This is a genomic window from Bradyrhizobium sp. UFLA03-84, assembly GCF_002289535.1.
Taxonomy (GTDB): Bacteria; Pseudomonadota; Alphaproteobacteria; order Rhizobiales; family Xanthobacteraceae; genus Bradyrhizobium; species Bradyrhizobium viridifuturi.
Window position 1 is genome coordinate 373,860 of the sequence record NZ_NSJY01000013.1, and the last position, 13,126, is coordinate 386,985.

Annotated in this window: 13 protein-coding genes; 3 read left to right on the plus strand and 10 right to left on the minus strand. The window is 65.6% G+C overall.

Annotated features, from left to right (window positions below):
* Positions 1 to 241: 241 nt before the first annotated feature.
* From CK489_RS15875 to CK489_RS15900, 6 genes are all read right to left on the minus strand, one after another.
* On the minus strand, positions 242 to 1,210 hold the full coding sequence (locus CK489_RS15875; protein ID WP_050628141.1) for an ABC transporter ATP-binding protein: 969 nt from the start codon (positions 1,208 to 1,210) through the stop codon (positions 242 to 244).
* Positions 1,207 to 2,187: an ABC transporter ATP-binding protein gene (locus CK489_RS15880; RefSeq protein WP_094193926.1), complete on the minus strand. Its 981-nt coding sequence runs from the start codon at positions 2,185 to 2,187 to the stop codon at positions 1,207 to 1,209. The genes CK489_RS15875 and CK489_RS15880 overlap by 4 nt, the downstream gene beginning before the upstream one ends.
* Positions 2,184 to 3,101, minus strand: a complete 918-nt coding sequence (locus CK489_RS15885; protein ID WP_050628143.1) for an ABC transporter permease — start codon at positions 3,099 to 3,101, stop codon at positions 2,184 to 2,186. Before CK489_RS15885 ends, CK489_RS15880 begins: the two co-directional genes overlap by 4 nt.
* Entirely contained in the window at positions 3,067 to 4,023 is a 957-nt protein-coding gene (locus tag CK489_RS15890) for an ABC transporter permease (protein WP_050628144.1), read from the minus strand. The genes CK489_RS15885 and CK489_RS15890 overlap by 35 nt, the downstream gene beginning before the upstream one ends.
* A 221-nt stretch (positions 4,024 to 4,244) precedes the next feature.
* Positions 4,245 to 6,035 carry a peptide ABC transporter substrate-binding protein gene (locus CK489_RS15895; RefSeq protein WP_095732918.1) on the minus strand — a complete coding sequence of 597 codons (1,791 nt, stop codon included), beginning with the start codon at positions 6,033 to 6,035 and terminating at the stop codon, positions 4,245 to 4,247.
* 333 nt (positions 6,036 to 6,368) lie between these two features.
* Entirely contained in the window at positions 6,369 to 7,787 is a 1,419-nt protein-coding gene (locus CK489_RS15900; RefSeq protein WP_095732919.1) for a M20 family metallopeptidase, read from the minus strand.
* A gap of 291 nt (positions 7,788 to 8,078) precedes the next feature.
* Here CK489_RS15900 and CK489_RS15905 point away from each other — a divergent pair, with 291 nt between their 5' ends.
* Positions 8,079 to 9,035: a metallophosphoesterase family protein gene (locus CK489_RS15905; protein WP_245350388.1), complete on the plus strand. Its 957-nt coding sequence runs from the start codon at positions 8,079 to 8,081 to the stop codon at positions 9,033 to 9,035.
* A gap of 1 nt (position 9,036) precedes the next feature.
* Positions 9,037 to 9,387 carry a hypothetical protein gene (locus CK489_RS42280; RefSeq protein WP_245350389.1) on the plus strand — a complete coding sequence of 117 codons (351 nt, stop codon included), beginning with the start codon at positions 9,037 to 9,039 and terminating at the stop codon, positions 9,385 to 9,387.
* A gap of 78 nt (positions 9,388 to 9,465) precedes the next feature.
* On the opposite strand, the gene CK489_RS15910 is transcribed toward CK489_RS42280, so the two are convergent.
* The 4 genes from CK489_RS15910 to CK489_RS15925 form a co-directional block, all read right to left on the minus strand.
* Positions 9,466 to 9,678, minus strand: coding sequence for a hypothetical protein (locus CK489_RS15910; protein WP_095732920.1), 213 nt, complete (start codon positions 9,676 to 9,678; stop codon positions 9,466 to 9,468).
* A 317-nt stretch (positions 9,679 to 9,995) separates the two neighbouring features.
* On the minus strand, positions 9,996 to 10,367 hold the full coding sequence (locus CK489_RS15915; RefSeq protein ID WP_095732921.1) for a response regulator transcription factor: 372 nt from the start codon (positions 10,365 to 10,367) through the stop codon (positions 9,996 to 9,998).
* Positions 10,364 to 11,230 (minus strand): S1C family serine protease, encoded by an 867-nt coding sequence (locus CK489_RS15920; protein ID WP_095732922.1) that lies wholly within the window; start codon positions 11,228 to 11,230, stop codon positions 10,364 to 10,366. Before CK489_RS15920 ends, CK489_RS15915 begins: the two co-directional genes overlap by 4 nt.
* 97 nt (positions 11,231 to 11,327) lie before the next feature.
* Positions 11,328 to 12,356: an AraC family transcriptional regulator gene (locus tag CK489_RS15925; RefSeq protein WP_198960936.1), complete on the minus strand. Its 1,029-nt coding sequence runs from the start codon at positions 12,354 to 12,356 to the stop codon at positions 11,328 to 11,330.
* Positions 12,357 to 12,618: 262 nt separating this feature from the next.
* Between CK489_RS15925 and CK489_RS15930 the strand changes: the two genes are divergently transcribed.
* Positions 12,619 to 13,068 carry a cupin domain-containing protein gene (locus CK489_RS15930; RefSeq protein WP_050628150.1) on the plus strand — a complete coding sequence of 150 codons (450 nt, stop codon included), beginning with the start codon at positions 12,619 to 12,621 and terminating at the stop codon, positions 13,066 to 13,068.
* Positions 13,069 to 13,126: the final 58 nt, after the last annotated feature.

Here is a 13,126-nt window from a genome sequence, read left to right on the forward strand (position 1 = left end):
GACGTGTCAAGCCGCCCGCGGTCGGACGCCGGGCGCCTTTGCATGGGGTTGTTTTCGATATTTTGGTCCCGTCATCCCCGCGCAAAGGCTTCGCCTTTGTCGCTGGAGGTGCGAGCCCTGCGGCGCACTTGCGCCGCTTGGCGAGCCTCGAAGGATGCACGGCCACCAGCGGGGCCGTCGACCCTTCGAGGGCCGCTGAAGAAGCGGCCACCTCAGGGTGACGGTGGGGGAGTAGGTGCGCTTATGCCAGATGGCACGCCACAAAGTGACCGTTGCTGCCTTCGCGCAATTCCGGCGCGGCCTGGCGGCAGCGCTCTTCGGCAATCGGGCAGCGGGTGTGGAAGTGGCAGCCCTTCGGCGGATTCATCGGGCTCGGCACGTCGCCCTTCAGGCGGATGCGGTCGCGCTTCGCCTTGGGATCGGCCACCGGCACCGCCGAGAGCAGCGCCTTGGTGTAGGGATGCTGCGGGTTGCGGTAGAGGTCGCTCGCCTTGGCGAGCTCGACGATGCGGCCGAGATACATCACCGCGACGCGGTCCGAGATGTGCTCGACCACGGAGAGATCGTGGGCCACGAACAGATAGGTCAGGTTCAGCTCGGCCTGCAGGTCCTCGAGCAGGTTGATGACCTGGGCCTGGATCGAGACGTCGAGCGCCGAGACCGGCTCGTCACACACGATCAGCTTCGGCTCCAAGGTAAGCGCGCGGGCGATCGCGATGCGCTGCCGCTGGCCACCGGAGAATTCATGCGGATAGCGGCGCATGTGCTCGGCCTTCAGCCCGACCTTGACCAGGAGGCTCGCGACGCGGTCCTCGCGCTCGCTGGCCGAGGCCACGAGGTTATGGATGATGAAGGGCTCGGCGAGGATCGCGCCGACCGTCATGCGCGGGTTGAGCGAGGCGAACGGATCCTGGAACACCAGCTGCATGTTGCGACGCATGGCGCGCAGATCGCCGCCGCCGAGGCCCGTCACGCTCTGGCCGTCGAACACGATCTCGCCCGAGGTCGGCTCGATCAGCCGCAGCACGCAGCGGCCGGTGGTCGACTTGCCGCAGCCGGATTCGCCGACCAGTCCCAGCGTCTCGCCGCGGTTGACCGCAAACGACACGCCGTCGACCGCATAGACCTGACCGACCTCGCGCGACAGCAGGCCGCCGAGCACCGGAAAGTGCTTTTTCAAATTGCTGACGCGCAGCAGCGGCTCGCTCATGACGCGTCTCCGAGGTGGCAGGCCATGCGATGGCCGGGTGCGATCTCGCGCAGGCGCGGCTCCTGTTCGGTGCAGATGCTCATGGCGTGCTTGCAGCGGGGCGCAAACCGGCAGCCCGGCGGCGGGTTGATCAGGATCGGCACCGAGCCGCCGATCGCCTCCAGCCGCGTCTTGTGCTCGGCGTCGAGATCGATGCGCGGGATCGAGCGGATCAGGCCCTGGGTATAGGGATGGCGCGGATTGCCGAACAACTCGTCGACCGGCGCTTCCTCAACCACCTTGCCGGCATACATCACGACGACGCGCTGCGCAGTCTCCGCGACCACGCCCATCGCGTGCGTGATCAGCATCACCGCCATGCCGAAGCGTTCCTTCATGTCCTGAAGCAGGTCGAGGATCTGCGCCTGGATGGTGACGTCGAGCGCGGTGGTCGGCTCGTCCGCGATCACGAGCTTGGGCCGGCAGGCCAGCGCCATCGCGATCATTACGCGCTGGCGCATGCCGCCGGAGAACTGGTGCGGATAGTGATGCACGCGGCCCGCGGCGTTGGGGATCTGCACCAGCTTCAGCATCTCGATGGTGCGCTCGAGCGCCTGCTTCTTGGTCACCGCCTCGTGGCGGCGCAGGCTCTCGGCGATCTGCTCGCCGATCGTCAGCACCGGATTGAGCGAGGTCATCGGCTCCTGGAAGATGAAGCCGATCTCCTTGGCCCTGATATCGTCGAGCTCGCGGCTCGACAGCGGCACCAGGTCGCGGCCCTCGAACATGATCTCGCCTTCGACGATCTTGCCCGGCGGCATCGCGATCAGCTTGAGGATCGACATCGCGGTAACGGTCTTGCCGCAACCGGATTCGCCGACCACGCACAGCGTCTCGCCCCGGTTGATCGAGATATCGACGCCATCGACTGCCTGCAACACGCCGGCGTCGGTGCTGAAATGGGTCTTCAGGCCCTTGATGTCGAGCAGCGCCATCAGATCACCTTGCGGGCGTCGAGCGCGTCGCGCAGCCCGTCGCCGATGAAGTTGATGGCGACCACCGCGATGAAGATCGCGCCGCCGGGAAACAGCGCCCAATGCGGACCGATGTCGAGAAAGTCCTTGGCGTCATACAGGATGCGGCCCCAGGTGGGGGTGTCAGGTGGAAAGCCGAGGCCCAGGAACGACAGCGTCGATTCGGCGATGATCGCCGCGGCGACGTCGATCGTGCCGGCGATGATCACGGGTCCCAGCGCATTGGGCAGGATGTGGCGCACCACCTGGCGCACCGGGCTCGCGCCGAGCGCGCGCGCGGCCTCGACGAATTCCTTCTCGCGGAGCGAGAGGAACTGGGCGCGCACCAGCCGCGCCACCGGCATCCAGCGCAAGCCGCCGATAACGAGCACGATCAGGATGAAGATGCCGCCCTCGGGGCCGAACATCGCCTTCAGCCCGTCGCGGAACAGGTAGATCAGCATCAGCAGCAGCGGCAGTTGCGGCAGCGACAGGAACAGGTCGGTCAGCCACATCAGCGCATAGCCGAGCGCGCCGCGCGACATGCCGGCGAGCGCGCCGATCAGCGTGCCGACGAATACCGAGACCAGCATCGCGGCGAGGCCGACCGCGAGCGAGATGCGGCCGCCATAGATCATGCGGGCGAGCAGGTCCTGGCCGAGATCGTCGGTGCCGAACGGATGCGCCAGCGAGGGGCCTTGCAGACCCGCCACCACGTCGATGTCGCTGATCGAGACGCGCCAGATGAACGGGCCGATCACGACGGCCGCGATCAGCAGCAGCAGCAGCACGGCGCTGATGACCGCCGGCCTGTGCCGGCGGTAGCGCCGCCAGGTTTCGCGCCAGGGCGAATAATCGCGCCGTTCAGCGGAAGGAGATGCGAGGGTCAAGCCAGCCATAGAGGACATCTGCGATCAGGTTGAACAGCACCACGAGACACGCGAAGACGAAGGTCACGGCCATCACGACCGGCGTATCGTTGGCGAGGATGGAGGAAATCAGCAGCGAGCCGATGCCGGGAATCCGGAATATCTGCTCGGTGACGATGGCGCCGCCGAACACGGCGGGCATCTGCAGTGCGATCAGCGTGACCACCGGGATCATGGCGTTGCGCATCACATGCTTGACGATCACCTTGGCCTGCCCGAGGCCCTTGGCGCGCGCGGTGGTGACATAGTCGAGCCGGATCACGTCGAGCATTGCCGAGCGCACGAAGCGAGTCATCGAGGCCGCCTGGAACAGGCCGAGCACCATCACCGGCATGATGGCCTGCCGGATCATCTCCAGCAGCCAGGGGATGCCGCTTCCCGGCACGCTGGTGTAGACGAAGGGCAGCCAGTCCAGCTTCACCGAGAATACCAGGATGAACAGGATGCCGGTGAAGAAGGTCGGCAGCGAGAAGCCGATGAAGGCGAAGGTGTTGGCGAGCTGGTCGAACAGCGAATAGGGCCGGGTGGCGGCATAGACGCCGACCGGGATCGCGATCAGGAGCGCCAGCAGCTGCGACGAGCCGACTACGTAAAGCGTGGTCGGCAGCCGCTGCAGGATCAGCGTGTCGACATCGACCCTGCTGACGAACGAGAAGCCCCAATCGCCGTGGGCCATCGCCGTGATCCAGTGCAGATAACGCAGATAGATCGGGTCATCGAGGCCGAACTTGGCGCGCAGTGCAGCCTGCACCTCGGGCGGCACGTTCGGATTGGTCGCGAGCTCGCTGAACGGATCGCCCGGCGCGAGCGCCAGCACGACGAACAGGACAACCGAAATCCCGAGCAGGCTCGGGATCGCGATCATCAGACGGCGCAGGATATATTGACTCATGAACGGATCATCTGACTTACGCTTGTACCTTGAGCACGATTGATTTCGTTTTCCGCCGAAAGCCGGGCCTCACCTCGCCCCGTGTGCGGGGAGAGGCCGGAATTCAAGCCAACGGGTCGACGTGAAGCGCTGCCCGATGACAGGCTCCACTTGAAGTCCGGGTGAGGGGGCTCTCCGCGAACTCACCATTCGGCGCGCTCGCGGATAGAGCCCCTCACGGCTCAGCTTTCACGATACCAGTCTTGCAGATTGTCGGTTTGGTTGGCCCAGCCCGAGAGCGCTGGCCGCAGCGTGTTGGAGGAGGCCTCCACCGCGAGCCGATGCATCACGGGGATCATCACATTGTCCTGCCACATCAGGTCATTGCCCTTGATGTAGAGGTCGGCCCGCTTGATCGGATCGGTTTCGGTATCGGCCGCGTCGATCGCGGCATCGAATTCCTTGTTGGCCCAGCGCGGGAAGTTCGGCCCCTGCCACTTGTTCTCCTTGGTGGCGATGTTGCGCGAGTGGTAGCGGCGCATGTGCAGAGCGGGATCGGGCTGGGTCATCGGGATCTGGAACATCTCGATGTCGGCGTAGAAGTGGGCGTAGGTGTCGGGGTTGGCGACGTCCGAGGAGAAAAACACCGAAGCCACCACCGATTTCAGCTCGACATCGATGCCGGCCTTTTGGCAGGCCTGCTTGACGATCGCCTGGGTCTTCTGCCGCGGCCCGTTGATCGAGGTCTGGTACAACAGCTTGAGCTTCTTGCCGTCCTTCTCGCGGATGCCGTCGGAGCCCGGCTTCCAGCCCGCCTGCTCGAGCAGCGCGCTCGCCTTCTCGACCGAGAACTCCCACTTGGTGTTCTTGGAGACGAACTCCTCGGGGCCGTTGAGATAGTTGGCGGTGGTGCGGCCGGCACGGCCGTAGATCGCCTTCTTGACGGAGTCGCGGTCGACCAGCAGCGCCAACGCCTGGCGCACGCGGGGATCGGACAGGATCGGATGCTTGGTCTTGATCGACGAGCGCTCGCCATCGACTTCGGTGTTGGGGTCGGTGAAGTTGATCGCAATGAACTCGATGTCGCCGCCGACTGCGAACAGGGCCTTGCCCTTGCCGCCCTTTTCGAGCCGCAGCAGCACTTCGTCTTCGACCTGGATATTCCAGGCGAAATCATATTCGCCGGTCTGGATCACCGCGCGCGCGGCCGAGACGGCATCGCCGCCACCCTTCATCTCGATCGTGTCGAAGAATGGACGGTGGGCCATATGGTAGTCGGGGTTGATCTCGCCGCGGATCAGATCGCCCGGCTTGAACTCGACGAACTTATACGGGCCGGTGCCGACGGGTTTCAGATTGTTGGGTGCCTCGCGGGACTTGCCGCCCTTGTAATCCGCGAACAGATGCTTCGGGATGATGCAGCCATAGGCCCCGACAAAGGCATTGGCCCAGAACGGCGTCGGCTTCTTGAAATTGATGCGGACCGTGAGGTCGTCGATCTTTTCGACGGTCAGGCCGCTGTAGGTCTCAATCGAGACGGCGGCGGTCGCAGGGTCGCTGGCATATTCCCAGTTGAACACCAGATCGTCGGCCGTCACCGGCTTGCCGTCGTGCCATTTGACGCCCGGTTTGAGTTTCCAGGTCACCGTCTTGGCGTCGGCGGAAAGTCCGCCATTCTGGATCGACGGGATCTCGGCGGCGAGGATCGGGTTGAGATGACCGTCGACGTCCCAGCTTGCCAGCGGCTCGTAGAAGATGCGCGAGCCGTCCTGGTCCTTGGTGCCGGTGGCGAAATGCGGATTGAGCAGGGTCGGGCCCTGCCACCACAACAGCTTCAGCGGACCGCCGCCGCCGCGCTTGGTCGGCTTGTAGGGGTTGGGGCTCTGCGCCATCGCGACGCCGCCGATCGCCAGAATCTGGTTGGCCATCGGCGCGGTGAGGCCGACGGCAATCATTCGCTTGACGAAGGCCCGGCGGTCCATCCGTCCGTCCTTCACGTCGTCGATCATGCCTCGCAGATTATTGTCGAACATAGTCCCCTCGGTCCGGCTCACGTGTGTTTGCGGCGGGCCTTGGAACCGGCCGCCGTTCTGGCGGCAGATGGCACACCGAATGAACGCGAAGGTCAACGCCTCCCGCCCTTCAGCGTCTAGGTCTTTTGGCTATCGCTTGTGCAGAACCTCTCCTGGGCGCACATCAGTTCAGCATATCGGCGCCAAAGCGCGCTGATGCGTGCCTCGCACTGCGGAAAATTTGTTCGTTATCCTTTGTTCCGAGATGCTTTTTTGCCACGCAACCATATTTTCGCGCGAAGCGGCTGCCGGCCTGCGCATCGAAGCGCAGGTCCGGCCCGCAGGATGCGGCGCTCAGGCGACCGACATGTTCAACGGCGGTGCAACATCCGCCGGCAGCGGACTGACATAGGGCGTTCGGGTGGTCCGCTTCTTGAGATCGGCCTTGGCGGCCGCGATCAGCTCCGGCTCCATCAGCGCCTTGACGCCGAGGCCGGCCATCGCCTTGGCGGCCTGCACCATCGCCTTGTGCGCGGCCGGCGTCTTGCCCTGTGCCACAACCTGCCAGGTGTGGAACGGCGTGCCGATTGCAACCGTCGGTGCATGGACCTGCACCGTCGGCACCACCCAGCTGACGTCGCCGACATCGGTCGAGCCGATCAGCGGATTGCGCTTGGCGTCGATCGGCACCAGGAAATCGGCCAGCGGCCGGTCGGTCGGGTCCATGCCGATCGCATAATAGACCGAGGCGATGTCCTTGTCGGTCAGGGTCGCGCGGATCTTGCCGGCGAAATCCTTGTCGGCATCGTCGAAATGCGGCGGGCCGAGATCTTCCATGATCCGGTGCAGCGTCTGTTCCAGCGGGGTGTTGGGCAGGATGTTGGAGACCGCGGAGATGATCTTCATCTCGACCTTGGTCTCGGTCATCAGGGCTGCGCCCTGCGCAATCTTGTGCACGCGCTCGACCAGTTCGTTCATGCCGGGCAGGTCGCGGGCGCGGATCGAATAGCGCACCCGGGCATGGGCCTGCACCACGTTCGGCGCGATGCCGCCGGTGTCGAGCAGCGCGTAATGCACGCGGGCATCGCTCGGCATGTGCTCGCGCATGTAGTTGACGCCGACATTCATCAATTCCACCGCATCGAGCGCGCTGCGGCCGAGATGCGGCGAGGCCGCCGCATGTGAGGTGCGCCCGGTGAAGATGAAGTCGGCCCGGGTGTTGGCGAGCGACGGCGTCACCGCCACCTCCCAGAAGCTGTGCGGATGCCAGGTGATGGCGATGTCGGCGTCCTCGAACGCGCCACAGCGCACCATGAAGGCCTTTGCAGCGCCGCCTTCTTCGGCGGGACAGCCGTAATAGCGCACCCGGCCCGGCACCTTGTTGGCGGCGAGCCAGTCCTTCACCGCGGTCGCGGCGAGCAATGCGGAAGAGCCGAGCAGATTGTGGCCGCAGCCATGGCCGTGGCCGCCGGTCTCGACCGGACGATGCTCGGCGATGCCGGCTTCCTGGCTGAGGCCGGGCAGGGCGTCATATTCGCCGAGGAAGGCGATCACGGGGCCGCCTTCACCCCATTCGCCCATCACGGCGGTTGGAATGTCGGCGAGGTTCTCGGTGATGCGGAAACCCTGGTGGCGCAGTTCGGCCAGATGTTCGGCGGAGGAGCGCGCCTCGGTGTAGCAGACCTCGGGCATTGCCCAGACCCGGTCGCTCAATTCGATGAAACGCGGCTTGATCGCGTCGACGCCGCGCCAAACATCACTACGGTTGTCCATTTGCTCCGATCCTCAACTAAGGCAATCTGAAGCGCAAAACGCTAGCAGCTTGCGGCACCGCCGCCTAGCGCCTGCCGGCAGACCAGCATTTCCGAAACTCACGTCTTGGTGTGCAGGAACCCCCGTCGTCGGACCGAACGACTCCGAGAGCCCCGACCCGCGACCTCGCATGCGGATCGCCGCCTTGAGCGATCGGTCTGCCTTCCCCTATGATGTGGCTCGCGAGGACGTGGTCCGACCATGCATGATGCAATTCCGTCTCTGTTGCCGAGAAATTCGGGCCACCAGTTCGTGATCTATGCCGACGCCTGCTCGGGGGTCGCCGGCGCGCTGCACGAGCGGACCTTCGCATCGGTCAACGATGTGGTCCGCCGGCTGCATCCTGCGCCCGAATTCATTCTCTTCCCCGGTGACGAGATCATCGGCCTCACCGCCGATGCCGAGGCGTTGCGCGCGCAATGGCGGCACTGGCTTGATACCGAAATGGGCTGGCTCGACCGCCGCGCGGTGCCGCTGTGGCACACGACCGGCAACCACACCACCTATGACGAGATGAGCGAGGCGGTGTTTCGCGAGGTGCTGAAGCTGCCGCACAACGGTCCGCCCGGTCATGAAGGCCTGTCCTACTGGGTCCGCCGCGACGACCTGCTGATGGTGTTCGTGCACACGCTGTGGAGCGGACTCGGCGGCGAGGGCCACGTCGAGACCGACTGGCTGGGCGCGGTCCTCGAACAGCACAAGGACGCAACATACAAGCTGGTGCTGGGTCATCATCCGGTCTACCCCATCAATGGCTTCAGCGGCAGCTATCAGCGCGAGATCGGCCACGAATACAGCGCGCTTCTGGGATATCCTGGTCCGCGCCGGCGTGACCGCCTATGTCTGCAGCCACATCCTCGCTTTCGACGTCCAGGTCCATCGCGGGGTGCTGCAGATCTGCACCGCCGGCGCAGGCACCGCGCACCGGATGCCCGAGGGCGTCGAGTATCTGCATTGCGTGCAGGCCGCGCTCGATCAGCGCGGTCTCCGCTATCAGGTGCTCGACACCGAAGGCGCCATCCGCGAGCAGCTCGCATGGCCGCTGCCGTCTTTCGAGCAGGCGGCGTGGTTGCCATTGCCGCACGGGATCAGCCCTGCGCCATTGTCCAGGACACCGGCGCCGGCGACGGTCGTCGCCCTGAGATTGTCAGGCCGCACCGCCGCCGGAGTAGCGGCGCCGCAAACGCTGCTCTGCACGCCGGTGCCTGACATGATCGCGCCGCTCTGGCTCGGCCTGCGCGGACCGAACCAGACGCTCACGCTGATCCTCGGGCGCGAGCATGGGCGCAGTCCACACTATTGGGTCGGTCCGGATGTCGGTGATGAGCGGGATTTCGACCTCGACATCGCCTTCTATCCGGACATGGGACCCGGCGGCGTGCTGTGGCGACGCCGCGGTGACATCAGTTGGACGTCGTTCGCTGCGATATCGGCGACGGGGCTCGAGCAGTTGTCGTGGCCCGCGCTCTGGAGCGTCGGCTGCGGACAGCATGGGCCGGACGACCGGCGCTACGCCGGACCGCGGCTCGAGATCGCTGCGACCGTGCTCGCGGCGTCATGATGCTTTGAGCCGGAGACCAAGCCTTTAGGACAAGCCTTGCGCCAAACCTTGGGCCAGGTCGGCGGCGAGGCGGCTGGCCTAGTCAGGCTTCTTCGGCTTGCCTCTTTCCACGCCTTTTAATTCGCGATCGATCAGCGTGCAGACCCGGCGCTGCGCCAGCAGGTCGAGCCGCGCGCGCGTGGTGCCGCGCTTGATCTTGCCGTTGATTTCGAATGACCAGCTCCAAAGGTCGGGTTCGATGTTGGTGAGCGTATATGGAATGTCCCGGTGACGATCGATCAGCTTCTTCATGCCGTTTCTTCTTGTTGGCTGAAGAGTGCATAGCGAGATCGAGGGGGCGTCTGTATCCGGTCGATTACTTACGCATTTGGTCTAGACGTCCGCGTGGCGGAATTTTCGCAATTACTGATTTGGGCCGCGTGTGCGCCGCGGAACACGTTCAGTGTCGTCCCTGCGAAAGCAGGGACCCATAACCACCGATGTTCATTGCTGCGCATCGCTGGAACGACGCGTCAACTCCCGCGGAGTATGGGTCCCTGCTTTCGCAGGGACGACGTTTGGAGAGATCTTCATTCTCTCCAGTTATGGAGAAGGTCTCCGCCCAGCCATCACAAATTGATCACGCCGCGTCGTGCGGCGTGTGCGACGGCGTCGGTGCGGCCGGTGGCGTCGAGCTTGTCGAGCAGGGAGCCGACATGGAATTTTGCGGTGTGGACGGAAATTCCAAGCCGCTGGGCGATCACCTTGTTGGATGCGCCTTCGGCCATCAGCGCCAGCACGTCGAGCTCGCGCGGCGTCAGCTCGAAGTCGCCGCCGGCGGCCTCGCGGTTACGTGCGACGATCGCGGCCGCTGCCTGCTCGCCGGGCGCGGCCAGCCGCAGGCCGGCGACGCTGCCGAGCAATGTCGCCAGCCGGTCGGCGAGGGCGGGGTCGTCGATCTCGAGCGCAATGACGATGTCGGCGGCAGGCTCACTGCTCACGTCTCGGGCCTCTCTCCGACTGTGACCTTGAATGTCATCGGCTCTCCGCCGCGATGCACGGTCAGCTCGACGATGCTGCCGACGCTCTGCGGCCCGAGGCCGCGCGACAGCGCGCGCACGCCCGACAGTTTCTCACCGTCGACGGCAATGATCACGTCGCCCTGGCGGATGCCGGCGGCAGCGGATGGGCCGGCCTTGTCGACATTCATCACCATCGCGCCGAGGCCGTCGTCGAGACGGACCGGCTGCAAGCCGACGCCGAGATACCCGCGCGCGATGCGGCCGCTCTTCTCGAGCTGGGCTGCGACCCGCTCGATGGTCGCGGCCGGAATCGTCAGCACGCGGCGCGGGCCGAGCACGGCCATGCCGAACGGCACACCGGCGGCATTCAGCGCCAGCCCGCCCTGCTGGCTGTGCCGCAGCCGGACGTCGAGCTCGATCCGCGCGTCGATCTCGCCGCCGCGCAGGCTGCGCCAGGCGGCGCCTGACCGCGACACCATGCCGAGCCGCGCGACCGCCGCGCCGCGGTCGGCCGCGACGAGCACCGCGAGCGATCCGAGCGCGGGGACATCGGTCGACAGCTTGATCTGCGCGACGTCGCCATCGACGCGCAGCAGGGCGATGTCGGTGGTGTGGTCGCGTCCGGCGACGGTGGCTTGCCTGCGGCTGCCGTCGGCGAACTGGATCTCGATCTCGCCCTCGTCGGCCAGCGCTTCGTCGGCGGTGACGATCAGGCCGGCCTTCCAGACAAAGCCCGAGGCGCGCGCGCGATGCGAATGCACGGAGACGACCGACGGCGCAGCGCGCGCAATGGTCTCTGACAGGGCTGACGATAGCGAGGCAAGGATGTTCGGTTCGGTCATGGGAAACTCCGTTGGCTTCCCGCAATCTGGGATGTTGCGGCCGGCAGCGAAACTGGCCGGATGGGCAGGGCCGGGACGCCTCGCCCGGAACCACCGCTCAGCTCAGCCGCTGCAGGGTCGCCTTCGGGCTCTCGCCGAACTTCGCGCGGTAGGCGCTCGCCATCCGGCTCAGATGGGTAAAGCCGAGGTCGAATGCAATGTCGACGATGCGTTCGCCCGGCCGCGCCGTCTTGAGACGGGCGTTGAGATGGGCGAGGCGGATGTCGAGCAGCATCTCGGAGACGGTGGTGCCGAAGTGGCGGCGGAAGCCGAGTTGCAGCGCGCGGACGCCGGTGCCGGCGATCTTCGCAAGCTCGGCGAGATCCAGCGGCTCGGTCGCGCGCGTCTCCAGATACGCCCGCACGCGCTTCAGTGCCGCCGGCTGCGCCTCGGTGCGGCCGTTGAAGACATCGATCGCCGCGCTCAGGCTATTGCGCTGGCCGTTGAGCAGGACGTTGAGCAAGTGTTCGCGCCAATCGGCCGCCGCGACCGCGGACAGGGATTTGCGCGGTCCGAGCTGCTCGGCGGTCGCCACCAGCTGCTCGATCCTGGCCGAGAGCGTCTGCCCGAGCTGCCCGCTCAATTCGACCGCCGGATCGAACTCGACCGGCCGCACCGGCACGCCGCCAAGCGCCGCGGCGCGATGCTCCACCAGCTTGCGGTCGAGCAGCACGATGAGCTGGGCGCAGTCGCCGCGCCAGGTCATCTCGGTCGGAATGGTCGGCGACAGCAGCGAAGCACAGTGTTGTGGCCCGGTGCTGAGCTCGCGCGCGGCGGTCCGCACCGTAGCCGAGCCGGACAGCGGCATCTGCAGCAGGAAGAAGCGGTCGAGGCAGCCCGGATTGATCGCGACCGATCCGCCATAGGCGACATAGTTGACCGAGAACCCGTCGAAGCCGGCGCAATTGTGATGCGCGGAGAAATGGCGCTCGGAATGATCGACCGGCGTCAGATCGTGCGGACAGAAGATGCGGCCGATCGCTTCGGCCGCATCGTCGACGCGGGCCGTCGCCACGCGCGCGAAATCCTTCAGCCTTGCCCTCGCAGGATTTGCCCTTGCCGAAACCTCGTCGCCAACAGCTGTCACGCCGGCCGTCCGGAGTTGTTTGAGGTCTAAAACATCGGGCAGCCTAGTCCATTCGTCGCCAAAGGGGAACGCCGTTTCGTCACGCAATCAGCCCGATCGGCACGCAGGCGATGCGGTGGCATTGGGCAGACGCGACCCGGCTCCATGCTCCCGCATTGCAGCATGGTCGTATCAGGTGCGGATTCGTTTATCGGCTAGACAGCCCCACCGGCTGGCGACAGGCTCCGTGTCCGCAATGCACATCAAAACTGGAGAGGCTGACATGGGCACGCTCGAGAAAGGCATTACCCGATCCGGCACCGGCTACGGCGGCAAGACCTGGAATATCCTCGGCCAGGTCTACTACCCGAAGGCGGTGACCGATTCGACCTTCGCGTTCGAGACCAACAGCGATCCCGGCCAGTTCGTGCCGGTGCACATCCATCCGACCCAGGACGAGTTCATCCTGGTGCAGGAGGGCGTGCTCGACCTCAAGCTCGACGGCGTCTGGGTGCAGGCCAAGGCCGGCGACCTCGTGCGCATGCCGCGCGGCATTCCGCACGGCTATTTCAACAAGTCGGACAAGCCGGCGCGGGCGCTGTTCTGGGTGTCGCCGATGCAGAAGCTCGAGGCGCTGTTCGAGAAGCTGCACAATCTGCAGGACCCCGTCGAGGTGGTGCGTATTTCCGCCGAGCACGAGGTGGACTTCCTGCCGCCGGAAGCCAACGACTAGGCCGGCTGCCAAACAGACGACGCACACGAGGCGGCAATCGCCGGAGCTGGCTCCGGCG